Raw genomic sequence first — 25,295 nt, 5'->3', positions numbered from 1 at the left:
TCAGCATGCGCACGACGGTTCTGAACTGCCCGGTCGATATCCTGACCCTTGACGAGACGATCAACGCGGCGACCACCGCCATGCGCGAGCGCCAGCCTGTGCAACATGTGGCGCTGAACGTCGCCAAACTCGTGTCGGCACGCTCCAACGAAGAGCTCGACCGCGACGTGCGCCAAGCCGACATCATCGGCATCGATGGCGCCGGCATCGCGCTGGCGCTCAAACTCGCCGGTCACGGCAATGTCCCGCGCGTCACCGGCGTCGACCTTTTCGATCACCTGATGACCGCCTGCGCCGCCCAGGGCTTTCGCCCCTATCTGCTCGGCGCCACCGAAGAAGTGCTGTCGGAAGCCTGCCGCCGGATCGAAGCGCGCCATCCGACCCTCCAGATCGCTGGCCGTCAAAATGGCTACTTCAAGGGCCGTGAGCGCGAAATCGTCGATGCAATCAAGGCCGCCAAGCCCGACTGCCTGTTCCTGGCCATGCCGACCCCGATGAAAGAACGGTTCATGGCCGCCTACCGCACCGAAATGAACGTGCCCTTCGTGATGGGCATTGGTGGGACTCTGGATGTCGCCGCCGGGCTCGTGCAGCGCGCGCCCATCGCTTGGCAGAAATCCGGCTTCGAATGGCTCTATCGGCTCTTGCAAGAGCCCCGGCGTATGTGGAAACGTTACCTAACGACCAATACTATCTTCGCGGGCCTGTTGGTGAAGGATATGATAGCGCGCACGCTGGCACGCTCCCGTTCCAACCTGCCGAATGTAGGAGGCAAGCCCGCTCCGCGTGGCTGACCATGACAATGGCCCTCATCTCAGGCCGCCACGGTTTGTTCGAACGCATTGAACGCGTTCAATACCTGTTCACGCTGTCAGGCAGCGTGAGCTCGCGGCTGGCTACCCTCGCGGTCCTCATTCTGCTGCCCTCCTATATCGGCCTGCATAATTACGGCCTGTTCGCGCTCGTCATCACCCTCGGCGAAATCATCGAGATGACGGCGGCGAACTGGTTCCGCCTGTTGCTCATCCGCCAGTCGGTCCAGAGCAGCGCGCCGGCTGCACCAGAGGTGCCCACAACCCGCTTCAGTTTTTCGACCCTGGCCATCGGCACGATCCTCATCGGCGTCATCGCCACCTGTTTCATCGCGCCCCTCATGCCGGATGCACCGGACTTCGAATTGAGCGTGGCGGTCTCGATCTATGTGGTCAATTTCGCCATCCTGCGCCTGGTGTTGACCCTGTTGCAGGCGCTGAACCGGCAGGGCCTGTTTGGCCTGGTTGAAAGCATTCGCGGCGTCGCCATGCTGGTTTTGGTGTTTGGCACCGTTCTCGGCGGCTGGGGCAGCTTCTTCCATACCGCCATCGCCTTTTCGCTGGCCGCCGGCCTCTCGATCCTGATCTCCCTGCCCGTGTTGGGCGGTAGTTTCCGCCAAATCCTGTCGAAACACCTCGCTGCCGGCACGTTCAAGGCCATCGCGATCCCGACCATTCTCGTCACCGCGCTGACCTTCCAGTTCGGCTGGGTCGATCGCCTGATCCTGCAAACCTGGCTTGGCCCCAGCATGGTGGGCCTTTATGTGGCGGCCACCGCCGTCGCCCGGCAGCCGGTCGACCTCGTTCTCTTCGCCCTCAATCAACAAGCCTTTCCCGCGCTCCTCTCCCAGGACCGAGGCGGCGAGGGTGACCGCAAGATCGCTGGCTATCTGGTCGCGAGCTGCATCCTCGGCTTCGGCGCCGCCGGCGCCTGCATTGCGCTGGCAGGCCCCATCGTCGATTGCGTGCTGCCCAGTTTTGACCGTGCGATCGCGGTCCAACTCATTGGACCTATTGCCATCGGCGCCGTTGCTCTGGGCATCAAACATGTCGTCTTCGACAATATTTTCCATGCCTATGGACGCAACTGGTTGCTGCTCGCCTATCTGAGCGGCGTCTCATTGGCGACACTCGCCCTGTCCATCACCCTGGTGAAAATGTACGGCCCAGTCGGCGCCGCCGTGTCCTTCATGATCGGCAGTTGCGCCGCGGTTCTCGCGTCGGCATTGGTCTCGCGTGGACTATGGCCGTTCCAAATTCCCGTGCAGTCGATCCTGCGCGTCTTTGCCTGCACCATCACAGCTACCGCCATCGTGTTTGCGGCCCAGGCGCTGCTGCCGCAAAACGCCTGGCTGCAACTCGTCGTCGGCGGCGTCATTTACGGCGGCGCTTATTTCGCCTTGCTGGTCGCGATCGTTCGGTTCGATCTGCGCCGTTTCATCGCCGCCCCGTGGGAGCACCATCTGTTCGCGGGGCAGCAGCCATGACGCTCGCCTTCGAAAGCCGTGCGATCACCATACCGCCCTCTTCGGCCAGCGCGCCCGCACCGCGGACATTCACCGCCCGTCCCCTTGTTCTGGTCAATCATCTAGTCGAACCGGCGGACCGCATCACCGGCATCACCCGTTATGCTTTCGGCCTGATCGAGGCGCTGCTCGATCGCGGCACCTATCGCTATGCGCTCGCCTCCACTTTCACCGCAGAACAACTGCCCGCATCGATCGCGTCCCGGCTCGAAAAGGTCCTGACCTTTCCTTTGATCGAGTCGACACCACTGAATTACCTGCGCCAGCGTACCATGCTGCGCCAGGCGGTAGCGACGACAGGCGCCAGCCTCGTCTACGCGATCAACCCGATGTGTCCTCCGACAGCCGGCGTTCCGACCGTCGTTACGGCGCATGATCTTTACATGAAGACCCTGCCGCAGATGTATGGCTTCCGCCATCGCCTGTGGTGGTCGCTGTTCTTCGGCCTCGCCGCACGCGGCGCCGACGCTATTGCTTGCGTCTCACACAACACGCAAAACGACGTCCGGCGGTTTCATCGTGGCGCTGCGCACAAGACGCGGCTGGTGCCCGGCGCCGGCGTGATGGCGCATTTCGAGCCGCAAGCGCCCCTGCCCGCAAGCTTGCACCAACCCTATGTCCTGCTGCTCGGCAATCTGACGCCCAACAAGAATGCCGGCCTGTTGATCGAAGCGCTGAACCAATTGCGCCAGCGCGGTACCCCGGTCGCCGCCTACCATGTCGGCCGCGACCCCGATCACGTGTTGGCCAGTGCCGCAGACCTCATCACCCCGTTGGGGGCGATTGGCGATGCCGAGCTGGACACGATCCTGAGCAAGGCCCGCGCCCTGGTCTCCTGTTCCAGCTATGAGGGGTTCGGCCTGCCCCTGATCGAGGCCCAGGATCGTGGCACGCCGGTCATCGCCACCGACATTCCAGCCTTCCGCGAGGTCGCCCCGGAAGGCTCGCTCCTGGTTAGCCTGGGCGATCCGGCAGGCTTGGCCGACGCCATCGGCGCCATTGTCCAGGACGACGCCCTTTACGGCCGCCTGTCCGCCGCCGCCCGTCATAACGCGGCCCGCTACGCCTGGCCCCGCTCGGCCGAGGCCGCTGAGGCCGTCATGACAGTACTCTTGGACCCGGCCACGGTTCGCCCCGTCTCCGACGTAATTCAGAAATAAAAATTAACCTTTCTGGATTATTAACGACCCCATTGCCTGGGGCGCGTAACCATCGGCGTTTTCACGATAATCGCGGACATCGGTTTCGACCATGGATGACAGATATGGGCCGGCCTATCTGGGTGCGAAGGATTGGTTTCGCGCCACGCGAGCCGACGCCGCACCTGTGCGGACGGCTGCCGCGTCCGCACCAGCCCCGATCTTCGAACTGCGCGAACTGCTCCATATCCTGCGGCTCCGCTGGCCGCTGATCGCCTTCTGCGTCGCCGCTCTGGCCATCGCGGCCGGCATTTACGGCCTCACCGCACCAAAGCGCTATATCGCCACGACCCAATTGCTGATCGACACGCGCGGCCTCAAGGTGATCGAGGGCGACATCAACCAGCGTTTTGAAAACGCCGATACTCTGAATGCCGACCTCGAAAGCCAGCTTCGCATTCTAACGTCCAATGCGGTGCTGCACACGGTCGTCGATCGCGAGCATCTCACCAACGATCCCGATTACGTGCCACGCCCCGGCCTTCTCGGCCGCTTGCGCGCAATGGTTCTGGGACGGCCCGCAGGCACCGCCGATCCGGAAGCGATGGCCGCCGCCGTTCTAGAAAAGGCGCTGACCGTGCGGCGTTCGGAACGCAGCTTCGTCGTCGACGTCGCTGTCGCCGCCAGCACACCGCAAAAGGCGGCACGCCTCGCCCAGGCTGTCTCGGAAGCCTATATCGACGAACAGGTCAACACCCGCCAACTCGTCACCAAGCGTCTCGGCGAGGAAGTTGCTGCGCGCCTGAAGGATCTACGCACCCAAGTGGAAGCTGCGGAAAAGCGGGTCGAGGACTACAAGGCCAAGAACAACCTCGTCTTTTCCAACGGCAAACTGACGCTCGACCAAGATGCTGGCGAACTCACTACCCAGCTCAACATAGCGCGCGGCCGCACCGCTCGCGCCCGCGCCCGGGTCGACCAGATCCGCAGCCTCGGCAGCCGCGCCTCGCAAGAAGCAGCGGCCGAAGTGCTCGATTCCGCCGCCATCGTGCAATTGCGCCTGCGCCTCGCTGAAGCGACCCGGCAGGAAAATGATTTACGCCAGAGCCTGGGTCCGCGGCATCCGGAACTGGCGACCGCGACCGCCCGCGTCGCCGAAGCGAGACGCGCCATCGATCAGGAAGTCGCGCGGCGCAGGCAAGCGGCTGAACTTGAACTCACCCAATCACTCAACAACGAGAAGGCCATCGTCGCCCAGCTCGACCGAACCCAAAAGGCAACCACCGACGCTGGCCAATCGCTCATCGGCATCCGTGAACTTGAACGCGCCGCCGACGCCAACCGCAAGGTCTATGAACAATTCTTGGTTCGCGCTCGGGAAATCACCGAGCAGGCGGGCTTCCAGCCCAATCAGACGCGCATCATCTCCCCGGCCAACGAGCCGGCAGCGCCGACCGGCCTTTCGGCGCCGATGCTCACCATTCTCGGCGGCATTGCCGGCTTGCCGCTTGGCGTCGGCCTGGCCTTGCTGACGCATTTCTTCGCAGCCAGTGTGGCAGGCGGTGCAGCAAGTGGTGCAGCAGGCGGCGCGGTAAGCGGCTCTAGGCCGCGACCGGGCGCGCCCCTCCTGAAGCAGACACAGCGCACGACGATTCCGATTTTCGCAGAAATCGATCGCGCTTACGTCCATCAATACGTAGCGAAGCGCAAATTCCAGCGCGCCCTGGCCCCACCGCCGGCTTTGAACGAAGTCGCCGGCCTCATCAAACGCCTCGCGCCGGATGACCCGCTGCGCATTATCCTCGTCTGCTCCGTCGACGATAGCGAGATCGGCAGCGAATTCAGCCTGGCGCTTGCCAGCAGCTTCGCCTGGGAGGGTCTCGACGTCATCGCCGTCGATGGCGACATCACGACAATGGGCCTGTCGCAGTTGAGCGGTTCCGCCGGCAAGGCTGGCCTTTATGACCAGCTCGACCAGGGTATGAACATCGAAGGCAGTGTGCAGTGGAAGCGCAATGGCCTGCCACATCTCCTGTCCGCCGCCATGGCGGACGACAAGCCCGTGTCCCGCGAAGTGCGGCGTGACCTGGTGGATCGGCTCGAACGGCTATGCGCCAACGTCAACATGCTCGTCATAGACGCCGGCCTTGCTGTCTCCAATCCGTTCATTGGACTTCTGGCGGAAGCGGCGTCCGACTGTATCATCGCCACCGATGCCAACGAGGCCGACGCGACGAAAATCGAAGCCGTGTTCGACGCCGTCAGCCGGGCTAGCAGCTTGCATCCGCAGCTGGTGTCAATCACCGGCAACCGACCGCCAGCACAAGCGTCAGTCGAGCTGCCCCCGGTCGCTACGCAGGTGGATAGCCCGAACACCGATAAGCATGACGAGCATCGCAAAAAGCGATGGTACTTTGGTCGCCAGCGTATTGTTGGTGAGAGCAAGCCCGAGAAAACATAGCGTCGCCAGCGGCAGCAGAATGTGCGAACCGCGGCTCAGCACATAGAGCAGCCAGCCGAACAAAATCGAAAAAGCGATAAAGCCGATCAGGCCAAAATCGAATATAAAAAAGACAATTGCGCTCTCGATGAACTGAATGCCGAGCTTATCGTTGACGATTTTCTTCAGCGTCAGCAGATCGCTGCCGAACAGAATCTCTTTCCAGCTCACATAGTCGAACACACGGTAGATTTCGATGCGCGTCTGGGCACTGTCGTCGATATAGCCGCTCTGGAAGCGCGCCAGAAAGCCGAGTTCGTTGGCGGCGACGAAGATGAGCGGGCCAGCGATAATCGCCACCAGCAGGATCGTCACTGCCGTTACGCCCGCACTCATTCCGGAGCGCCGCTGCCAGGCAGCAAGGACGAGCGCCACCGGGATCACCACGCTCGTCAACAGCATAGCGGTGCGCGCGCCGGCAATGAGGATACCCAAAACCAACAGCGCGATAGTACCCGCCTTGATCAATGTGTTGATCGGCAGGGAAACCACCAGGATCGCCGTCGCAAGATTGAGCACACCCACCGTGAGCGGCGTGCCAAGGAAGCCAGCGGGGCGGAATTCCGCTGCTTCCATCGCTGCCGGTACCAAAGTCCGACCAAGGCCAAACTCGAGCATCATGAAGGCGGAGTTGAAGGCGATGGCGCCAATGACCAACAGGCCCACCGTCCCACGCCAGCTGTGCGGCATGGCATAGAGCAAGACGGCGATCAGCAGTGTCGTAATATAACTGTCGATGACATAGCCGGCCGAGGAACCACGGCCCACCAGAATGTTAATGGTCCCGATCAGAGCCAACAGCCCCGCCAACATCAGGAACGCGCGCACTTCCGGACGCTCTTGCGGCAGAAAGCGCAACCCCACCGTTGCATAGATGACGAAGCCACACAGCAGCATCACATAGACGGCCGGATGGATCTTTTCGATCAGGCTACCACCCTCGCTGGTATAGCGCTCGACCAGATTGAGGATGCCGTCGCCGATCATCACGCGCAGCACGATGGCGATGCAGAAAACCACAAAGGCCGCCCGCGCCAGACCAAAGAAACGCGGCAATCCCGCCTCCTCGGCCGCCGGCGCAGACCAACCCGCCCCACGGCCAGGAGCCGAGGCCGATTGTTCCAACGCCGCGCGTTCAATCCTCATCGTTTCGTCCTCGGGTGCGAATCTACCGCTGATTCGCGCCAAGAGACAGTCACAAGGCCGCGCGGGGATCTTGCCGGGCCAGGCGCTGCAGCAGATAATCGATCTCAGCCCGCGCCTGGGCGGTGAGCGCGCTGCCGGGCTTACGTTGCGCATCGGAAGCGATGGCGCCGCGCTTCATCAGCACATATTTGCGCACCGCCAGGCCAACGCCCTGCTGCTGCTCGTAGCGCACCAGCGGCAAATGCGCATCGAAGAGATCATGCGCCTTGTCGCGCTCGCCCGCCCGAGCCAGACGCACCACGTCGACCAGCATGTCGGGAAAGCAATAACCGGTCATCGCACCATCGGCCCCACGGTCCATCTCGAAATCGAGAAACAGGCCACCGTTGCCGCACAGGATCGGCGTGCGCCGCATCGACCCGTCTTTTTCGAAGCCACGCAGCGTGCTGATCTTTTCCAGCCCCGGCCAGTCCTCATGCTTGAGCATGCGGCAGGAGGGGTGATCCATGACGATCTGGCGAATGACCTTCGGCGTCATCACCACACCAAGCAGCAGCGGATAGTCCTGGATGACGAAAGGCACGTCAGCGCCGATCGCCTCCGCCGCCTGGCGATAATAGGTGATGATCTGATCGTCGGTGCGCAGATGCGGCGGCGGCGCGATCATCACCCCGGCAGCCCCCGCCTCCATCGACGAGCGCGCCAAAGCCCGCATGGCCGCAAAGCCCGGCGCAGAGACGCCGACAATGATCGGAATACCTGCGGCATGCGCGATAACGCTTTTCACCACGGCCATGGATTCATCAGGATCAAGCTTCGGCGCTTCGCCCATGATGCCAAGAATGGTCAGGCCGGAAACGCCGCAGCGCAGATAGAAATCGGTCATCGTCGCGACCGAAGCCAGGTCGAGCCGACCATCGGGATGAAACGGCGTAGCAGCGATTGCGTAAACACCAAAGGCATTTTCAAGCGCATTTTGATCGAAAGACATAGAATAAACCTTTGAGGCTAATCGTGTTGTGACTTCTTCCAGGCGTCGTAGCGGGCCTTGGTTTCCGCATTCATCGGGTAGAGGCCCGGCAATTTTTCGCCGCGTTCGACCTCACCCATGATCCACGCCTCCATCCGCTCCTGCTCCGGCCCCGTGTCGAGCACGTGGTCGAGGAAAGCTTTTGGGATGACGATGGCCCCATCCTTGTCGGCGACAATCACATCGCCCGGAAAGATCGCGACACCACCGCAGCCGATCGGCTCATTCCAATTGACGAAGGTGAGTCCTTGCACCGAGGACGGCGCGGCCCAGCCCTGGGACCAGACCGGCAGACCGGTGCCGGTGATCCCCTCAATGTCGCGCACCGCCCCGTCGGTCACCAAAGCGGCAACCTTGCGCTTGGCCATGCGAGCGATGAGGATGTCGCCATAGCAACCCGCATCGGTGACGCCCATCGCATCGATGACCGCGATATCGCCAGGCTCCATCGCCTCGACGGCAGTGCGGGTCGAGATCGGATTGCCCCAGGATTCTGGGGTGGCGAGGTCTTCTCGCGCCGGGATGAAGCGTAGAGTGAAGGCCGGCCCTACCAACCGTTCTTGATCTGATTTCAGCGGCATAGCACCGCGAATCCAAAGGTTACGCAGGCCCTTTTTCAGCATCACGGTGGTGATCGTCGCGGTCGAGACGCCTTTCAGCGTCTTCACGATATGCGGGTCGAGGGCCATGGGAGCTCCGGCGGTCGAAATTCCCCCTCCCATGCGCCATCCCGGCCAGAATGTGAAGTCAGTCGGGTGCCTGGAACCACCCCGGCAAGCACTTACGCCGCGAAGACGACATAATGTCAGTCTCATGATTTAGGGTGCCAGCCCGCCCGAACGCGGTCTCGCGCCGGCCCCCAGCCCAAGAGCAAATTGCGTTTCGGCAGAAATGCAATTTTGCCTGGGGTCTTTGTTTGGACGCGTCTTTGTGACGTTTGACGATTCCGTCAAACGTCAAAACGCTCTGGAGACGCCGCTCACAGGAGAGCGTCGATGCAGCTTTCGTCCGCCGACATCTTGCGCCTACTCGCCGACCACGAGGGCAATTTCCTCATGCTCGACGAAAACCTGATTTCCGTCTGCACCACCGATTGGGCACCCATACTGGTCAGCGGCACGGTGGTCTATGTGGCAGCGGATATTTTCGACGACTTGCTGCGCTGGGATTACATCATCGAGGATACTTCAGAAATACGCGTCGGCCTGTCCGTCTTCCGTCTCACCGAGATCGGACGCGAACAGGCCGAACGATAAAAATCGACGTTCTCACGCCGTCCGGCGCCCGATGCCACGCATCACCAGCAGAACCACGATGGCCAGAACCGCAGGCGCGATTGCGGTCAGGATGATGTCGCGCGGCGCCCAGCCCAAGGACACCATCAAACCACCCAGCGCCGGGCCGAAGATCGAACCAACACGACCGCTCGCCGATGCCCAGCCGACGCCGGTGGTGCGTAGCGCTGGCGGATAAAGCGAGACCGCAAGCGCGGCTTGGCCAACACAACAACAGATGAAACCGGCGCCAAGCCCGGCGATCAGCGGCAGCAGCATCGAAGCGGTGGCAGCCTTGCTCAAGGCGACAATGCAAGCGATGGCGAACAGGCAGATGGCGATCAACAGCGGCTTGATGCCAAAGCGCGCCACCAGCAACATCAGAATGATGTTCCCAACCAACCCCCCGGTACCAAACGCCGCTGTCGCCAGCGGCGCCTGTGACGGTTCGAAGCCGAAATCGACCAGCAGCGTCGGAATCCAAAACATCAGCGCATAAGCGTCAATGAACACCAGAAAGGCAAAGGCCCACAGGAGAATGGTCGATGTCGCCAATCCGTCGCTGAACAAAGCCAGCACCGGATTGCCGCCCTTCGCCACCTCGGTTTCTTTCGGCAAGATCCAGACAAACAATGGCAGGATCAGCAACGGCGCAATGCCACCAACGATAAAGATCGACGTCCAGCCATGGTCGCGGATCAGCGGCAAGGCGATCAAGCCACCGATGACCGAGCCAGCCGACAGACCAGTCGCCACCAGCATCGCCGCAGTTTCTTTATAGCGCGACGGCATGATGTCGGCGCCGGCTGCAACCGCGATCGGCAGACAGCCGCCAAGGCCGATGGCCGTGATGAGGCGAATGATCGAAATGCTGACGATATCCGTCGCCAATACCGTCGCCAAAGTGCCCAGGCCGAAGACCAGCACGCTCCAGATCGCCGCCTGGCGCTTGCCCCAACGCGCCGCCACCGGGCCGCTCAGCATATAGCCGATGACCGCGCCGACGCTGGTGGCCACAAAGGCCGGAGTGAACGCCGCCGGCGTGATATTCCAGGCCCGCGACAGCACCGGCGCCACGAAAGCAATGGACGTGGTGTCGAGACCATCGAGCGTGACGATGGTGAAACAGACCGCGAGTGTTGCGATCTTCTGCGCCTGCGATGCAGTTTCGCCGGCAAGATGTGCGGTCATATGGTCAGCCATCGATCCCCCTCCCCGTGACGGCCAGATCTGCGCCACGCACGGGCGTCGCGGCGATCAGCCGACCAAAATGCATCACTTCGCCCACATCTCCATGCGTCGGCCAGACCCGCCGATCCGCGGCATTGGGAGCCCCCGTTTTTGCGAAGCCTGTCAACGCGTCTTGGAAGGCGGCGCTCACAGCCTGCATCTCCTCGAGAGACGCGCCCTTCAGCATGCGTGCATCCCAGTGTCCGAAATCGCCGAACAGAAATGGCAGGTCGATACAATGACAGGCCTCGACACCGCTCTGCGCGGCCGACCAGTCGAACTGATAGACATAGGCAGGCTGGCCGTGTGCGCGTTGCGCCGCCGCCACTTCAAGGCTCGGCGCGATGAACATGTCCGATGCGCGCAGATCGCCGAGCGCCGCTAGCGGCGAGGACGGCGCGCGGCTGTTGAGAAGCTGCTGATAGATCGTCAGCCCCTTGTCGCCGAAACGCTGCGTGAAAGCGGCACGGACGATCTCGTCCACTTGCGCTCTCGGCCGTTCGTCATCGACATAGAAAGCGGCCATCTCCTCGCGGGTCCAGCCGATCATCGTCTCGCACCATTTTCCGGCGCCATCGAGAAGCGCCGGCAACGGATCGCGCGGCATGAGATCGTCGTCGAGGATCGGCACGAATGGCGGCGTGACGTCACCTGCAGCACTCGCCGGGCGACGCAGCAGTGCGATCTGCGCCTGCAAAATCTGATCGATGGGAACATCGCGCAATCTGGCGCCATCGTTCGCGCCCAATCCAAGCGCCTGCAGAAAGGCATGGCGGAGGCCTGCGACCTTCTCGCCATCTGGCGCCGCAAGTCCGAGCGGGCCGCTCATCACGATGCTGCGCTTGAACAGTTTCGCGCCGGCCGCCATCAACACGGCGATACTGTAAGCACCGGCCGACTGACCAGCGACCGTCACACACTCCGGATCGCCGCCGAACGCGGTAATCGCCTGCTGGATCCAACGCAGCGCTGCGATCTGATCACGCAGCCCGAGATTGGTCGGCGAACCCGGCTCCATTGGCAAAAAGCCCAAAGCGCCGAGGCGATAGGTGATATTGACAACAACGACACCGGTGCGAGCTGCCAGCGCCGCACCGTCGTAGCAAGAAACCGACCCGCCGCCGGTCATGAAGGCGCCGCCATGAATGAAGACGAGAACCGCCGCCTTCTGTGGCCGCGCAGCCGGCACCCAGATGTCGAGATGCAGGCAATCCTCGTCCTGTGCCGCCGGATAATCGCCCATGACCTTAGCGAGCCGCGACGGGCTCTGCGGCGGGATTGGCCCTGGCGCTGTGCAATCGAGAACGCCGGTCCACGACACCGGCTCACCCGGCAAGGCAAAACGCGCCGTGCCCGTGGGGGCCGGCGCATAACGCACCCGGCGGAAGGCGATGGCATCGCCAGTTTTCGCACCCTTCACCGTCCCGAACGGCGTTTCAACGATCGTCGGATCCACCCGCTTGCTCCCCACCCTTTGAGTTGAGTGGAGCCTAACATTGATGTTTCGGCGCAATCGGACTAATTTCGGGACGATTTTGAACCGAAATCGGGACGATGATGCGCGGGTTGGATGACCTCTATCTGTTCAAATTCGTCGTCGACAACGGCGGTTTCGCCGCCGTCAGCCGACGCCTGCATCAGCCCAAATCGACGGTCGCGCGGCGCATCGCCGAGCTCGAACGCCAGCTCGGCTCACCACTCCTGCACCGCGGCAGCAGCAAACGCTTCGCACTGACCGCCTTCGGTCAGGAATGCTATGCCCATTGCGTCAAGCTGGCGGAACAGGCCGATGGCATTTTCGCCCTCGCCGATCGCAACGCGGCCGAACCCTCCGGCTCCCTGCATGTCATCTGTCCACCACTGCTCAGCCACATGTTCATTGAGCAATGGGCGGTCGAGTTCGCCGAGATCGCCCCAAAAGTGCATCTGCATCTCGATGCGACGACGGCGATTTTCGATCCCCGCGCCGTTGCCGCCGACATGATCATCTACGGTGCTTTGTCGGAGCTGCCCGATTCCGACCTCACCGCCAAGAAACTTTTGACGACACCCTATGGCCTTGTCGCCAGCCCGGGCTGTGCCGCGCGCCAGCCCCTCATTAGCGATCCGCAAGGCTTGACGAAGTGTGACTGCCTCGGCTTCGGCAGCAAGACCATGGACTGGCGCTGGAGCCTGACCAAGGGCCGCAAGACCGAAAGCGTGCGCTTCGCGCCGCGCTTTTCCAGTACGCAACTGTCGGCCCTGCACACCGCCTCGCTACGCGGCCTTGGCATTGCCGCCCTGCCCCTGCCCGGCTGCGAAGATCAGCTTGCCGATGGGCGGCTGGTCCGCATCCTGCCCGAGTGGAGCCCGCCGGACGCCAACATCTTCGCTCTGTTCCCGAGCCGGCGCGCACTCAGCGCGGCGGCAAGCCAGTTTCTAGACTTCGTCACCATGCGGTTGCGCGAAGTGGGAAGCAGTGTCGGCAGCCCCATTCCATCCGCAGAATGGGCTGAAGGCCGCCAACGCTAGTGCTTCTTCTTTTTCTTTTCCGCCGTCTCGCTCTCCACATGCTGCCGGTCAGCCGGGTGACGCGTGATACTCAGTGGATCGCTCGCCGGAAAAGTTTGTTTCAACTCTTCCGTCAGTTCTCGGTCGGCTTCAGCTTTCTCCGCCTTGCGTTTATCGTCATTGCTCATGACACGTTCCTTTCGATCAGCGTGACAGAAGTCGGACGAGGTCCGACATCGGGTGGCTGACATAATCTTTCGCCACCTGCGCCACGCAACGATCCATCAATTCCTTTGAGGCGATCTGGCGGATGATCGCCAACGATTTCGGCGGCGCCGCGATGATCACCTGTTTAACTTTATGCGCGCGGCAATGGATCTCGAACTCTGCCACAGCATTTTTCACGAACGCCTCTTCTTCAAGCGTTTGCAGGTCTGTCGGCTCCATCGCGCTCTTGGGCCCCGCCGGCGTGCTCATCCGCCCTGGCCTATCGCTGGCGAGCTCTCCGTTCCGCGCCGTATCCCCATGCAGTTCGCGCTCGACCGAAAGCTGCGGCCGCAGCGCATTGCCGACATTGCACAAGAACAGAGCCTTGGCACCATCACAGACCAGAAGATACGCTTTATGGGGGAGATCAACGGTTGTCATCGGCTCTCCATTCTGTCGCCAGATCCAGCATCATCGCCTCGTGCGATTAGCCAGTCCTGCTGCGGCGATTGTGTGACCGCCGTTGCGTGAGACAGCACAAGGCCGTTTGGCCTTGGGATGGCGAACACAACGCTCGCCATCCTGCGGCTATTCAAATCCGATAGCAACAGCGTCAGACAGGAAGAACTTTAGAGAACTTTGTCCAACTCCCGCATTGCCGCCTGATTGAGGAGGCGGCGCAGACGGACAAGACCGGCGTCATGCGAATAGAGCGTCTCCTGCGTACGAGCGCCGGAAACCAGCCCCTCCAGCACCTCCCTATCCTGTTCGAGCACGTTCCAGTGCTTGAGCTCCAACCTTGTACGATACGAGAACCGCCAAGCTGCCCGTTGCCAGCCGGAGACCTCGCGCAAGCGCCAGAAAAATACTTGGCAGGTGTCGGTATCGATCGGCACGACATTGCCGACGATCCAGAACGGGCCGCCGGGCCCCGCTTCAGGGCTGTAAGGAACCGTTGCGCGCATCCAATGCGCGTCGATGTCCAAGAACTCGACCCAATCGAAGTTGAGATCGGCCTGATCAGTCTTACGAAACAGAAAACCATCGGGCGTGTCGGCGACCTCCATGCGCGCCTGTTTCGCGCCGCCCGCCATCGAATGCGACACGGCATGCAAATAGGCGCCATGCATGAGGTCCATCAGATTGTCATGAGCATAGCGGTAATTGCAGCGCCAGACCGCCGTGCACAAAAAGCCGGAAAAGGATTCTGATGTCAGTTGTTCGGGCAGCCGCAGCGGCGGTGCTGGTCCATCACCGAACCACAGGAAGATCGCGCCCTGGGCCTCCTGCGCCGGATAAGATCGTAGCATCTTCTTACCGCGCATGGCCGACTGATCCGTGGCTGGCACATCGGTCACTACACCATCCGCGTCGACTTCGACACCGTGATACCAACACGCCAGCCGCTCGCCACGCGGACAGCCAAGCGACAACCGCGCGCCGCGATGCGGACATCGGTCTTCGATCGCCCGAATACCGCCCGTCCCATCGCGCCACACCGCGATGTTTTGACCAAGGCGCAGGATGCCACGCGGCTCATGGCCCAATTGCCAGCTCGCCAGAACTGGATACCAAAGTTGCCGCAAGCCAAGATTGATCCGCGCTTCTCGCACCTCCGTCGTAACGCTGATGCTCACGCCAACTCTCCATTCTGTTCGAGAAAGCGCACGAGCGACATCTCGTCCCACGGTTGGCCCGCAGGCGAAACAAGGGCAGCAGCATTCAAATGGGAGACCAACGCAGGCAGGGTCGCAACCCCATCGCGGAAGGCGCTTTCGAGCCCCATGGCCAGCGCCATCTCGGCAGCGCCTGGCGCGCCCGAGCGCGTCTGCTGAACGACATTGTCGATGACCTGGTATTTTTCGTAGCTGCCGTTTGGACGGTCTTTCCGTGGGCGCTGTAGGTCGGCATTATACTGCGGCATGACATAACCTCCGTGGAGATTGCTTCCTGCCGGAGGTTGCGCAGACAACGGCAACTGGCGCTTTCATGAAATCGACGCCGCTTGCGAAAAAGCGACTTGTGAAAAGCGAGCTGCTCAGCAGCGCGCCAGCCTATACTGGCTCGGCGTCAGGCCAAATTCACCTCGAAATGCCGCCGAGAAATGGCTGGAACTGGCAAAGCCGGTTTCCATCGCGATCCGTGTCAAAGAATGATCGGTGGTGCGCAGCAACATTCCCGCGGCCGCCAGCCGGCGCGTCAGCAAATACTGGTGCGGCGTGACGCCATAGGTACGCCGAAAGACGCGAATGAAGCCATCGGGCGACATATCCAGCTCACCGGCGAGATCGCTCACCGTCACGGTGCCAGGCGCGCGCGCATCTACATAACGTCTGATTCGATCGATCCGGCTTTTGCCAAGCGGCCCGTCAGTTGGATCGGCCGGTACTGCCACGTCATCGTCTTCGTCGAGAAGGATGAGCGTGATCAGGCTTTGCAGATAAGCTGCCAGACGATCTGATCCGCGCGCCATCAGCATTTGGGCTCGGCGCGCCAACGACACCAGTTCAAAGGCGTTGCTGCGCACATAGGGCCGGTTAAGAAGCTCTTGCAGAGCTAGCCCGCCCCCAAGCTGATAATCCGAGCGCAGATACAGGATCAGCCACGAACAACGGGTCGCCGGCTCGCTCCATCCCTCGAGACGCTCGCCCCCGCTGGCAAGGCCATCACATAGCCGCCGAGAGCCCGATGGGACGAGGAAAAATGCCGCGTCCGTGTCTCGCCGCCCCGCCGCTCCCCTGACAGACCGATCGCCACCAGCGCCCGCTCGCCCTCGTAAAAGAAACGATGGCGATTGAGCGACCTGGCTGTCACCAGCTCAACGGTGCAGGCGCCCAGATCAAGCCGCTGCGACTGAGCCTGCCAAGTGGATGAGAATGATCCGGTCATCACGTAGGCTCCACGCGCCGTTTCCTGTCTTCCGCCGCAGCCTAGCCCAATTCCTTGCACCGGTCAGTCCCGCAACTTCCGATCAAAATCGCCCATCACGACACTAGATGCGCTAGAATCAGGGCATCGACCAGAAGCGGAGCGTGGCATGAAATCGGAAACATCCTGGATCATATGGGCCCTGTTGTCGGCCGGGTTCGCGGCGCTAACCGCCATCTTCGCCAAAGTCGGCGTGCAGAACGTCAATTCCGACTTTGCCACCTTCATCCGCACCCTGGTGATCATCGGTGTCCTCGCGATCATCTTGGCTGCGACCGGCAACTGGCAATCACCCGCAACGATCTCCGGCCGGACTTATGGCTTTCTGGTCTTGTCCGGCCTTGCCACCGGCGCATCGTGGATCTGCTATTTCCGCGCCCTACAACTGGGCGATGCCGCAAGGGTGGCACCCGTCGACAAGATGAGCGTGGTGCTGGTGGCCATATTCGCCGTCGTCTTCCTCGGCGAGCGGCTTTCCAGCATCAACTGGCTCGGCGTAGCGCTGATCGCCAGTGGCACGGTGCTCGTGGCGCTCAAGGCCTGACAGACGCATTAAAAACCAGCGCATTAAAATGCCACATTGGCCCGTAAACTGCGGATGGTTCGCACCGTCGCTGATCGCAATCTGTTGTGAGGCTAGATGCGCTATTTCCACCACAAGCCAATGTTCCGGCCGTTCCGCCTCTCTCGATCCCTGATCCTGCTCTTGGCTGCGGTTATCGCCGTTGCAGCTCTGGCCGGAGCGATCCCCTACTGGATGGACAACAGCGACGACGGATCGGCGATCGAAACCACCAATTGATCCACATTAATCCTCCGTCATGAACCGCCGGATCTGGGCCACAACATCGGCTGGCCGATAGGGCTTCGGAAAGAAGATGGTGCCGGATGGCATCACCACGTCGCGACGCAAGACATGACCTGACGTGAGAATGATATGGATCGACGGCCAACGATCCCGAACGCGCGCCGCGAGCTGCATGCCGTCGATACCATGGGGCATATCGATATCGCTGAAAACCAGGCGGATACCTGAGCGGCTCTCAAGGATGCGCTCTGCCTCACTAGCATCCACAGCTTCCACCGCCGCGAAACCTGCTTCCTCGACCATGTCGACAGCCATCATACGCTGCAAGGGCTCGTCTTCAACCACGAGGACAACGGAGGTGGTTCCGGAGCCGACGGAGGGCCTCTCCGTCTCCAATCGATTCTCCGCCGTGTATCCCGCGCTCTTATCCATGATGCGACTGCGCTCTCACACTCTGGTTCCTAGAAGGCCAGTTCCTAAAAGAACACGCCCTCACGAAACCCCACCCTCTCAACCGGATAACGAACAAATATGCGACCGGTTCCCATGTGCGAGTTTCGCGGCGCGCCAAGCGACCAGCATGGCCCAAAACGCTTACGGATTGGTTCCCGCAAGTTCCATCGCCCACACGCCCATCGCCTCCCGGTAATGGAAAGCGGTTCCCGCAAATCTCGCCCTGGCGCAACACCTAGGAGGGAACCTCCAGCCTTTGGATCTCCGATAAGCAAGCCATTCTTTTGCTTGGTTAACTGGAACAATCGCTGGAATCGCGGCCCTCAAGGGCTTCGCGCCAACGAAAAAGGGCCCGCTACCGGCGAACCGATAGCGGGCCAATTTGTTTCGGAGAGGCCTAAGCGACCGCCGATATCCTAAGCGATGATGTTATGCACCTTCTCCGGTTCCGTCTGCGCTGCCGGTCGATTGCGTCCTGAGATCAGACTGTAGAAGAGCGGAATGAAGAAGATCGCGATGAATGTCGCGCCCAGCATGCCGCCGATCACGCCGGTGCCGATCGAATGACGGCTCGCCGCACCAGCACCCGTGGAGATCGCCAGCGGCACGCAACCAAGGATGAAGGCCAGCGACGTCATGATGATCGGCCGGAAGCGCAAGGTGGCTGCAGCCACGGCCGCATCCTTCGCACTGAGACCCTCCTGCCGTTTCAACACCGCGAATTCGACGATGAGAATGGCATTCTTCGACGCCAGGCCAATCAAGGTCACGAGGCCAATCTGGAAATACACGTCGTTGTTGAGACCGCGCAGCCAGATGGCCACCAACGCGCCAAACAGTGCGAAGGGAACCGCGAGAAGAACCGCCAGAGGTAGCGACCAGCGCTCATATTGCGCGGCCAGGATCAGGAAGACCATGATCAGGCCGAATATAAGCGCTTGGCTGCCCGTGCCGCTGGTGGCGATTTCCTGAAAGGCCGAACCGGTCCATGCCAGCTGGAACCCTGCGGGGAGTTCGCCCGCGAGTTCCCGCATCGCATTGATCGCCTGCCCGGACGAGAATCCAGGCGCCGGATTGCCCATGACCTTGGCCGCTCCGAAAGCATTGAAGCGATCGACTTGATCGGGACCAACGATACGTTCGACACGCAGCAGCGTATCGATTGGAATCATGCTGCCGGAGCTCGATCTGACGAAGACCTGTTTCAGATCCTCAGGCCGCTCGCGGAAATTCGCTTCCGACTGCAGGTTGACCTGATAATTGCGCCCAAACAAGGTGAAGTCGTTGACATAAAGACTGCCGAACGTGCTCTGCATTGTCTCGAAAATTGCCGAGATCGGCACGCCGAGCGCCTTTGCCTTCTCGCGATCGAGAAGCACCCGATATTGAGGAACATCGGTCACGAAAGTCGACCGAACGCCTGCAAGTTCCGGTCGCTTCGACGCCGCTTCGACGAGCCTTTGCGCCGCATCCGCAAGCGCCTGCGAACCGGCACCACCGCGATCCTGCACGAAAGCTTCGAAACCGCCAGTATTACTCATGCCCATGATGGGCGGCGGCGTGAAAGCAAGGATATTGGCGTCCTTGATCGGACCGTTGAAGGCAAAAAAACTGCGCGCCAATGCCGCCGAGCTTTCAGCCGCGCCAGGACGCTCTTTCCAATCCTTCAACTGAACAAAGGATGCGCCGGCACTCGACTTTTGCACACCTGCCAAAAGGTCGAAGCCGGTGAAAGAGATCACATCGGCGACGGCCGATTTGTCCATGATCCACTTATTCAACGTGTCCATGGCTTGTTGCGTGCGCGACAGGGACGCCGCCGCCGGCAGGATCGCCACCGTGAAGACGCTGCCCTGATCTTCTTCCGGAACCAGGGCACCCGGCAGGCGCATGAACAGATAGCCGGTGGCTCCCAGCAGCAGCCCGAACATGGTAACGGCCAATATGGCGCGCTTCAGAAAGAAGCGAACCCCTGCCGTATAGCCACTGGTCAATGCGTCGAAACCGCGATTGAACCAACGGAACGGCGCCATCGGCTCGTGATGGCCAGGTTTTAAGATGAGCGTGCACAAAGCCGGCGTCAGCGTCAACGCGACAATGCCCGAGATCGTCACCGAAATGGCGATGGTCACCGCGAACTGTCGATACATTTCGCCCGCCAGACCGCCCATAAAGGCGACCGGCACAAACACGGCGCAGAGCACGAGAACAATGGCCACGACCGGGCCTGTCACTTCCGACATAGCCTTGATCGTCGCTTCCTTCGGTGGAAGCTTGTCCTGCATCATAATACGTTCGACATTCTCCAGAACGACGATCGCATCGTCGACGACGATACCGATGGCCAGAACCAGCCCAAATAGCGTCAGGAGATTGATCGAAAAGCCCAGCGCATACATGCCAGCGAAAGTCCCGATGATCGAGACCGGAACGGCGAGGATCGGAATCAGGGTCGCACGCCAGTTCTGCAGAAAAACAAAGACGACGACGATCACCAGTACCATCGCCTCGGCGAACGTCTTAACGACCTCTTCGATCGAGACACGCACGAAACGCGTCGTATCGAAGGGAATGGCATAGTCGATACCGGCTGGAAAGCTCTTCTGTAGTTCGGCCATACGGGTCTGAATGGCCGCGAACGTACCAAGTGCATTAGCACCCGGTTGCAGATAGATGCCGATCGGCACTGCCGGCTCACTGTTAAGGGTCGCGTTAAAGGCATAGTTCTGAGCACCGAGCTCAAGACGCGCGATGTCCTTGAGTCGCAGCGTCCCGGCGTTCTCATCGGATCGAATGATGACGTCTTCGAAGGCCTTTGCGTCGGGCAAACGTCCTTCCGTATTCACCGAATAAGTGAAAGCCAGATCGTTCTGCGATGGCTCCTCGCCAAAACGACCTGCGGCGAACTGCGCATTCTGCTCGCGAATGGCGGCGGCCACGTCACCAGGCGTCAGATTATATTGCGCCAATTTGTCCGGCCGCAGCCAGATCCGCATGGAATAATTTTTGGCGCCAAACAGCGACGCATCGCCAACGCCCGGCACACGTTTGAGCTCATCGATCACATTCAGCAGCGCATAATTGCTGACGAAAATCGAATCGTAGCGTTTATCCGTCGCCGACATGGTCACCAGCGCCAGAATGGCGCTCGACTGCTTGTTGACGATCAATCCCTGGCGCGTCACCTCTGCCGGCAGAATCGAGACCGCACGCTGCACGCGGTTGTTCACATTGATGGTGGCCTGATCCGGATTGGTGCCTATCCGGAACGTCACCGTCAGCCGCATCGTGCCCGCGCTGGAATTGGTGGACTGCATATACAGCATGTTTTCGACGCCGTTGATCTGCTGTTCCAACGGCGCGGCAACGACCTGTGCCACGGTCTCGGCGCTGGCACCCGGATAGGTCGCTTGCACGACGACCTGTGGCGGAACGATCTGCGGATATTGCTCGACGGCCAGAACACGCATGGCGACCAGTCCGGCGAGCACGAGAACGACCGAAATGACCGCCGCGAAAACCGGACGATTGATGAATGGATTGATGGCCATCAGCGCGTCACTTTCGACGCCGGATCGGTGCCGTCGGCCTTCATAATGGTGGCCGACACCGGCGACCCCGGCCTCACCTTGATAACGCCCTCTGTCACAACGCGATCGCCGGACTTGAGACCCTGTTCAATAATCCAGCCACCTGCCACATCACGGCCGACCGAAACCGGGCGGACCGAAGCCATACTCTTGTCATCAATCGTATAGACGAACTGGCCCTGCGGCCCCTGCATCACCGCTGCCTGCGGAATGACAACGGAATCCTTGCGCGTCACGCCTTCGACGGAAATACGCACGAACTGCCCCGGCCGTAACTTCAAGTCCGGATTGGGAACCAGCGCGCGCCCGCGTACCGTGCCCGTCTGCAGGTCAACGCCGCTGTCGGTAAAATCAACATAGCCCTGATGCTCGTAGCGGGTACCATCGCTCAACATGATCGTCGCTAACAGACGACCGCCAGTCGGCCCACTGGCTTCGCCGCTATCAATCATCCGACGAATTTCCGTCAACTCGCTTTCAGGAAACGAGAAGTGGACATAAACCTTTTCGATCTCGCTGATGCGCGTCAGCAGACTGTCGTTCTGGCCCGTGCCGACAAGGCTACCTTCGGGCAAGATCCGCAAACTGGTGACGCCGGAAATCGGCGCAGCGATGGTCGTATAACCAAGATTGATCTCGGCGGCGCGTTGTTGCGCCTGCGCGCCCGCCAGCGCGGCCTGCGCCTGCTCGTAGGCGGAAAGCGCATCGTCACGCGTCTTCAGCGTGCCCACCTGTCGGTCGTAAAGCGTTTTGGCACGCTCCGCGTCACGCTGAGTGCGCGACACCTGCGCCTGAGCTTCCATTAATTGCGCCTTGGCCCGTGCCACCTCAATCTCGAACGACACCGGATCGATGCGGAACAGCACATGCCCGGCCTTTACCGTCGAGCCCTCAATGAAGGATTTCTCTTTCAGTACACCGGAGACGCGCGCACGGATCTCCACCTCACGAAAGGCCGCGACACGACCAGCATATTGAAAGCGCAGCGGCACTTCGCGCGGCTTGATTTCCGTCACGGACACGCTGGGCGGCGGAGGAGCCGCCGGCGGGCTTGCTGCGTTGTTACAGGCCGCCAGCATAAATGTGGCAGTCAGCACAGATACAATACGGAATGCGTTGGCTTTCAAGCACATAGCGGCGCCAGTCAAAAATGGATTTTTGGGGGTTTTATAGTTGGGACAGATTATATATACATACATGAACGTATGTAAAGGGGCAGGCAGAATGGCGCGCCGCACCAAAGCCGAAGCTGAAGAGACCAAGAGCAGAATCCTCGACGCCGCCGAGAAACTGTTCTTTGAGCTCGGTGTCACCCAGACATCGCTTGAACGCATCGCCGAGGAGGCCAACGTGACGCGTGGCGCGATCTATTGGCACTTTGCCGACAAGATCGAACTCTTTCAGGCCATGCATCAGCGCGTCCGCCTGCCCCAAGAAGACATTATTCTGAACACGGCCAACGAAGGCCACCCAGATCCGCTACGTTTCCTGGAAGATATAGCGATCGACTGCGTCCACACGCTTGCCAGCGATACGCGCATGCAACACGTCTACACAATATTGCTGATGCGCTGCGAATACGTCGGAGATATGACGCAAGCCCTTGAGCGCCAAAAACAAGCCAGCGAGAAAATGAGCCTCCATATCGCCCAGCTCTTCCGCATGGCCCATATGAAAAAGCAACTGGCACAGAACTGGACACCGGAAACCGCAGCCCATGTCTTTGGCGCCATGATGCGCGGGCTGTGGGCAGACTGGCTTACTTTCGGCAGAGAATTCGGTCTTGTCGAAGTTGGCACCCGCTCCATCACCGAACTCTTCGCTTCCATGAGAGCGAAACAGACCGCCGCCGCACCGGCACTGGCCCAACATTCATAACTATCAAATGGACAACACCCCAATTCAACAGCTCGGTATCGGCTCTCATCGCGAATATCATCGTTGCATATTGATAGAAATCATCATCCAGGCACGTATGAACACATTGAATAAATGGGCGTATCTTTGGCCCGCGAAACGGCTTTCCCAGATCGTGTGGAACCTCCTCACGCTGCCGACGTTAATCCTGCAAGCCATGCACTTCAACGTCTCAACGCACTGAAGGAGAACAATCATGAATTGGGATCAGATCAAAGGAAACTGGAACCAGGTTCGCGGAAAAGCCCAGCAGCAATGGGGCAAACTGACCAATGATGATCTTGACGTGATCCAAGGAAAGCAGACCGAGTTCGTCGGACGCCTTCAGGAGCGCTACGGATACACCAAGGAACAGGCCGACAAAGAGATCAACGATTGGTTTGGTAAACTCGGCAAATAGCTAGATCAACGCAAAAAAGCCCCGCTCCGGCGAACCGGAGCGGGGCTTTAGCGCGCAATATTCGCTGCTCAATTTCTGCGCGAGCCTGGATCAAGCTACATCGAACATCAATTTCATTCGAATAGGCCTCCCTAGAGGCCACTTCTGATCCAACCAAACAACCCACTTTTGAAAGCCAGATAAGCGGCGAAGGCCCAGCCGATGTAGGTAAGAATAGCCCGCAGCAACTTGGCAACACGCCCCAAGGCTTCAAAGCCCATAAGGGTGCGTGCAAACCGCTGAAGGATTTCGGCCTCCTCTGGCGTGAAAGAGACCGGAAGGCCGCAGTCGGCGGCGTTCTTGAGCTTTTCAATCGCCCTGAGTTCGGATTGTGGATCGCTCAAGGTGCCGCCCTCCCCTGCTACGACTTGAAGCGCGTGCGCAAAGTGTCGATCACGCCATATGCCTTTTGCGCTGCTTCCAAGGCGGTGCGAGCATCGGTCGGTCGATTCGCGCAAAGGTCATTGAGATAAGCGACCGCAGCGCTCTCAGACTCGATGACGTTCTTCGGCATGCGATCACCGACCACAAAGACCACAAGCTGAAAGGCGGCGTCGGCGGTTTTGTAGTTTGCACAGATGCCATCGAGCGTCTCGTTGGCTTTTTCGGCAGCGGTCTTTGTGACGGAGGTGGCCTTGCCAACCGCGGTTGCGAAAGCGGGATCGTCGAGGATTGACTTTGGCGTGATGGAACAGCCGCCGAGCATAGCCGCCAGTGCACCGATAATGATCAATCGCTTCACTGCGGCACCACCTTTACTGAGGGCGACGCATTGGCCACTTCCGCCTTGGCGACGATCTGGCTCACATCGGGATTGGCGGCGACGGCTGCGATCTGGCCACCTGGGCTCGAGCGACGCCAGACCCACCAGATGGCAACCAGCGGTGGAACGAGCCCGGCGACAGCGGTCAATTGCTCATTGGTCAGCCAGCCGCGCGCGACAGCAAAGCCACCCGCAAAACTCAAAAGCTGTCGCAAGACAGCCAGGAATTGATCCTGTGTCATCATCCACCTGCTATTTGGAACTGCCGGAAGCCGCCGGTGCGCTTAATCAAGAAGAACCGAAACCGCCGTGCGAAGCGCGTCGCCACAGGCTTTGGCGCCGACCAGCGACGGATCGAACGCCAGACGCGAGATGTCCCATTTGCCCCGCTGCTTGATGCCAAGATTGCCCTGCACCTCGGCATGGGAAAGCACTGTCTGCAGCGTCACCGGGATCTGATATCGCTGGCAGAGATCAGCCACGACATGGGGAAGCTGCTCCCATTGCACGCGGGTCATCGGCGCCGAACCAGCTTTGAACGGGCTTTCGATCGCGCCAGCCATGCAGCAGAGCGAAGCGCCAATCGAACCGGTGTTGCAGTTGAGCGTGTGCGCCGCGTAGCCGGCCTTGGTGCCGTGAGCATCGTTCAGCACGATTGACGGCTTGCCGCGAACCAGCCGCCCGTCATCTTCGATCAGCACGTGATAATGGGACATGTCGAGCGCCGACGCCTTATGAGCACCTGCCGTCCAATGGACGATGACCCGCTTCATAGTCGCCGCCGGCATCCATTCGGACGGCACAAGGCTCAGGCGCAGGGTCGATGGGATGGAGTTACTCGGCACCGCATATGCGGACAAAGCGGCCTGCGTTATCTGGGCGGCGATGCCGTCGACCAGCAAAGCGTGCGCCTTTTGGAAAGCCTTGATGGCCGCGATGGTTTTGGGGCCGAGCTTCCCGTCAATCAGACCAGGCTCAAAACCGGCGCGCACAAGCGCGCGCTGAATCGCTTCAACGTTCATGGTCTTTCGTCCTTTGGATTT

The 25,295-nt window shown here is 60.6% G+C and carries 27 protein-coding genes and 1 pseudogene; 10 read left to right on the top strand and 18 right to left on the bottom strand.

Going from position 1 to position 25,295, the window contains the following annotated elements:
- The first annotated feature begins 5 nt into the window (after nt 1–5).
- From BLW50_RS02115 to BLW50_RS30980, 4 genes and pseudogenes are all read left to right on the top strand, one after another.
- Complete coding sequence (locus BLW50_RS02115) at nt 6–794, top strand: WecB/TagA/CpsF family glycosyltransferase (RefSeq protein WP_090696801.1); 789 nt, start codon at nt 6–8, stop codon at nt 792–794.
- Between the two features lie 2 nt (nt 795–796).
- A complete protein-coding gene (locus BLW50_RS02110) occupies nt 797–2,299 on the top strand; it encodes a polysaccharide biosynthesis C-terminal domain-containing protein (RefSeq protein WP_170849939.1) in 1,503 nt (500 codons plus the stop codon).
- Entirely contained in the window at nt 2,296–3,498 is a 1,203-nt protein-coding gene (locus BLW50_RS02105) for a glycosyltransferase family 4 protein (protein WP_090696796.1), read from the top strand. Before BLW50_RS02110 ends, BLW50_RS02105 begins: the two co-directional genes overlap by 4 nt.
- A 91-nt stretch (nt 3,499–3,589) precedes the next feature.
- Nucleotides 3,590–3,961 (top strand): annotated as a pseudogene (locus tag BLW50_RS30980) (Wzz/FepE/Etk N-terminal domain-containing protein); the annotation flags it as partial.
- A 1,845-nt stretch (nt 3,962–5,806) separates the two neighbouring features.
- Here the strand turns inward: BLW50_RS30980 and BLW50_RS30975 are convergent.
- The 3 genes from BLW50_RS30975 to BLW50_RS02090 are packed head-to-tail and all read right to left on the bottom strand — an operon-like array spanning nt 5,807 to nt 8,842.
- Complete coding sequence (locus BLW50_RS30975; protein WP_244544108.1) at nt 5,807–7,123, bottom strand: VpsF family polysaccharide biosynthesis protein; 1,317 nt, start codon at nt 7,121–7,123, stop codon at nt 5,807–5,809.
- A gap of 49 nt (nt 7,124–7,172) precedes the next feature.
- Entirely contained in the window at nt 7,173–8,114 is a 942-nt protein-coding gene (locus BLW50_RS02095; RefSeq protein WP_090696789.1) for a dihydrodipicolinate synthase family protein, read from the bottom strand.
- Nucleotides 8,115–8,131: 17 nt separating this feature from the next.
- Nucleotides 8,132–8,842 (bottom strand): ribonuclease activity regulator RraA, encoded by a 711-nt coding sequence (locus tag BLW50_RS02090; RefSeq protein ID WP_090696786.1) that lies wholly within the window; start codon nt 8,840–8,842, stop codon nt 8,132–8,134.
- 306 nt (nt 8,843–9,148) lie between these two features.
- Here BLW50_RS02090 and BLW50_RS02085 point away from each other — a divergent pair, with 306 nt between their 5' ends.
- Nucleotides 9,149–9,409, top strand: a complete 261-nt coding sequence (locus BLW50_RS02085) for a hypothetical protein (protein WP_090696783.1) — start codon at nt 9,149–9,151, stop codon at nt 9,407–9,409.
- Nucleotides 9,410–9,421: 12 nt separating this feature from the next.
- Here BLW50_RS02085 and BLW50_RS02080 read toward each other — a convergent pair whose 3' ends face one another.
- Together BLW50_RS02080 and BLW50_RS02075 are read right to left on the bottom strand one after the other, a co-directional pair.
- Nucleotides 9,422–10,630, bottom strand: a complete 1,209-nt coding sequence (locus BLW50_RS02080; protein ID WP_210186016.1) for an MFS transporter — start codon at nt 10,628–10,630, stop codon at nt 9,422–9,424.
- The gene (locus tag BLW50_RS02075) at nt 10,623–12,113 is read right to left on the bottom strand and encodes a carboxylesterase/lipase family protein (protein ID WP_170849938.1); all 1,491 of its coding nucleotides are present in this window, start codon (nt 12,111–12,113) and stop codon (nt 10,623–10,625) included. The genes BLW50_RS02080 and BLW50_RS02075 overlap by 8 nt, the downstream gene beginning before the upstream one ends.
- A gap of 101 nt (nt 12,114–12,214) precedes the next feature.
- On the opposite strand from BLW50_RS02075, the gene BLW50_RS02070 reads away from it, so the two are divergent.
- Nucleotides 12,215–13,168 carry a LysR substrate-binding domain-containing protein gene (locus tag BLW50_RS02070; RefSeq protein ID WP_170849937.1) on the top strand — a complete coding sequence of 318 codons (954 nt, stop codon included), beginning with the start codon at nt 12,215–12,217 and terminating at the stop codon, nt 13,166–13,168.
- Here the strand turns inward: BLW50_RS02070 and BLW50_RS30585 are convergent.
- The 6 genes from BLW50_RS30585 to BLW50_RS30185 form a co-directional block, all read right to left on the bottom strand.
- The gene (locus BLW50_RS30585) at nt 13,165–13,335 is read right to left on the bottom strand and encodes a hypothetical protein (RefSeq protein ID WP_170849936.1); all 171 of its coding nucleotides are present in this window, start codon (nt 13,333–13,335) and stop codon (nt 13,165–13,167) included. The genes BLW50_RS02070 and BLW50_RS30585 overlap by 4 nt on opposite strands.
- Nucleotides 13,336–13,351: 16 nt before the next feature.
- Nucleotides 13,352–13,795 (bottom strand): host attachment family protein, encoded by a 444-nt coding sequence (locus BLW50_RS02065; RefSeq protein ID WP_090696775.1) that lies wholly within the window; start codon nt 13,793–13,795, stop codon nt 13,352–13,354.
- 188 nt (nt 13,796–13,983) lie between these two features.
- The gene (locus tag BLW50_RS02060) at nt 13,984–14,991 is read right to left on the bottom strand and encodes an aromatic ring-hydroxylating oxygenase subunit alpha (RefSeq protein WP_348272761.1); all 1,008 of its coding nucleotides are present in this window, start codon (nt 14,989–14,991) and stop codon (nt 13,984–13,986) included.
- Nucleotides 14,988–15,278: a recombinase-like helix-turn-helix domain-containing protein gene (locus tag BLW50_RS02055; protein ID WP_090696773.1), complete on the bottom strand. Its 291-nt coding sequence runs from the start codon at nt 15,276–15,278 to the stop codon at nt 14,988–14,990. The genes BLW50_RS02060 and BLW50_RS02055 overlap by 4 nt, the downstream gene beginning before the upstream one ends.
- 114 nt (nt 15,279–15,392) lie before the next feature.
- Entirely contained in the window at nt 15,393–15,827 is a 435-nt protein-coding gene (locus BLW50_RS02050) for a helix-turn-helix transcriptional regulator (protein WP_170849935.1), read from the bottom strand.
- A 125-nt stretch (nt 15,828–15,952) separates the two neighbouring features.
- Nucleotides 15,953–16,243 (bottom strand): hypothetical protein, encoded by a 291-nt coding sequence (locus BLW50_RS30185; protein ID WP_139267431.1) that lies wholly within the window; start codon nt 16,241–16,243, stop codon nt 15,953–15,955.
- A 148-nt stretch (nt 16,244–16,391) separates the two neighbouring features.
- Between BLW50_RS30185 and BLW50_RS02045 the strand changes: the two genes are divergently transcribed.
- A complete protein-coding gene (locus BLW50_RS02045) occupies nt 16,392–16,826 on the top strand; it encodes an EamA family transporter (protein WP_090696768.1) in 435 nt (144 codons plus the stop codon).
- Between the two features lie 96 nt (nt 16,827–16,922).
- On the top strand, nt 16,923–17,084 hold the full coding sequence (locus BLW50_RS30580; RefSeq protein WP_170849934.1) for a hypothetical protein: 162 nt from the start codon (nt 16,923–16,925) through the stop codon (nt 17,082–17,084).
- A 6-nt stretch (nt 17,085–17,090) separates the two neighbouring features.
- Here the strand turns inward: BLW50_RS30580 and BLW50_RS02040 are convergent, their stop codons facing one another.
- From BLW50_RS02040 to BLW50_RS02030, 3 genes are all read right to left on the bottom strand, one after another.
- Complete coding sequence (locus BLW50_RS02040) at nt 17,091–17,486, bottom strand: response regulator (protein WP_280141446.1); 396 nt, start codon at nt 17,484–17,486, stop codon at nt 17,091–17,093.
- Nucleotides 17,487–17,959: 473 nt separating this feature from the next.
- A complete protein-coding gene (locus tag BLW50_RS02035) occupies nt 17,960–21,088 on the bottom strand; it encodes an efflux RND transporter permease subunit (RefSeq protein WP_090708558.1) in 3,129 nt (1,042 codons plus the stop codon).
- 5 nt (nt 21,089–21,093) lie between these two features.
- Nucleotides 21,094–22,395, bottom strand: coding sequence for an efflux RND transporter periplasmic adaptor subunit (locus BLW50_RS02030; RefSeq protein ID WP_244544107.1), 1,302 nt, complete (start codon nt 22,393–22,395; stop codon nt 21,094–21,096).
- Here BLW50_RS02030 and BLW50_RS02025 point away from each other — a divergent pair.
- Both BLW50_RS02025 and BLW50_RS02015 read left to right on the top strand, forming a co-directional pair.
- Nucleotides 22,358–23,011, top strand: coding sequence for a TetR family transcriptional regulator (locus tag BLW50_RS02025; RefSeq protein WP_170849933.1), 654 nt, complete (start codon nt 22,358–22,360; stop codon nt 23,009–23,011). The genes BLW50_RS02030 and BLW50_RS02025 overlap by 38 nt on opposite strands.
- A 235-nt stretch (nt 23,012–23,246) precedes the next feature.
- On the top strand, nt 23,247–23,450 hold the full coding sequence (locus tag BLW50_RS02015; protein ID WP_090696755.1) for a CsbD family protein: 204 nt from the start codon (nt 23,247–23,249) through the stop codon (nt 23,448–23,450).
- A 131-nt stretch (nt 23,451–23,581) separates the two neighbouring features.
- Here the strand turns inward: BLW50_RS02015 and BLW50_RS02010 are convergent, their stop codons facing one another.
- From BLW50_RS02010 to BLW50_RS01995, 4 genes are read right to left on the bottom strand one after another with little or no spacing between them, the layout of a single operon-like run.
- Nucleotides 23,582–23,833 carry a hypothetical protein gene (locus tag BLW50_RS02010; RefSeq protein WP_090696753.1) on the bottom strand — a complete coding sequence of 84 codons (252 nt, stop codon included), beginning with the start codon at nt 23,831–23,833 and terminating at the stop codon, nt 23,582–23,584.
- A gap of 17 nt (nt 23,834–23,850) precedes the next feature.
- A complete protein-coding gene (locus BLW50_RS02005) occupies nt 23,851–24,231 on the bottom strand; it encodes a hypothetical protein (RefSeq protein WP_139267430.1) in 381 nt (126 codons plus the stop codon).
- Nucleotides 24,228–24,494 (bottom strand): Pam3-gp28 family putative phage holin, encoded by a 267-nt coding sequence (locus BLW50_RS02000; protein WP_139267429.1) that lies wholly within the window; start codon nt 24,492–24,494, stop codon nt 24,228–24,230. Before BLW50_RS02000 ends, BLW50_RS02005 begins: the two co-directional genes overlap by 4 nt.
- A gap of 42 nt (nt 24,495–24,536) precedes the next feature.
- A complete protein-coding gene (locus BLW50_RS01995) occupies nt 24,537–25,274 on the bottom strand; it encodes a peptidoglycan recognition protein family protein (protein ID WP_090696746.1) in 738 nt (245 codons plus the stop codon).
- Nucleotides 25,275–25,295 lie beyond the last annotated feature (21 nt).

Source organism: Beijerinckia sp. 28-YEA-48, from assembly GCF_900104955.1.
Taxonomy (GTDB): domain Bacteria; phylum Pseudomonadota; class Alphaproteobacteria; order Rhizobiales; family Beijerinckiaceae; genus Terripilifer.
The sequence above is the reverse complement of the archived record's forward strand: the minus strand, read 5'-3'. Positions and strand labels throughout refer to the sequence as shown.